At 30.4% G+C, this 273-nt stretch carries 1 protein-coding gene; it reads left to right on the forward strand.

The genetic code is table 11. The annotated features are described in order from the left end of the window. Positions 1-51: 51 nt before the first annotated feature. Positions 52-273: hypothetical protein (locus tag SB751_RS30460; RefSeq protein WP_410749080.1), on the forward strand; the 222-nt coding region annotated here is incomplete at its 3' end.

The following is a 273-nucleotide window of genomic DNA, read 5'->3' on the forward strand; positions in this document are numbered from 1 at the left end:
TTTAAAAAGTCTTTATAGAAGACAGCAGGATAAATAGGAGTTGCACCTAGTATGCGTAACTTAGTATCAATACATGAAAACTACCTTGATAGATACATTAGTATTGCAAATAGCAAGAGAAACACAAATAAAGACACGTTGCTCTCTTTAAAAAATAAGATATCAAAATCCTATCAGAGATATTTAGAACTTCTAGGTAATTTAGAAGAAATCGAAAAAAGAGAATTCGCGGATCAAGAAATTGCTGCACTTCTTCATTCATATAATAATAGC

Origin of the sequence: Cupriavidus sp. SIMBA_020 (genome assembly GCF_046535395.1) — a bacterium.
In the GTDB taxonomy this organism is placed as follows: Bacteria; Pseudomonadota; Gammaproteobacteria; order Burkholderiales; family Burkholderiaceae; genus Cupriavidus; species Cupriavidus campinensis.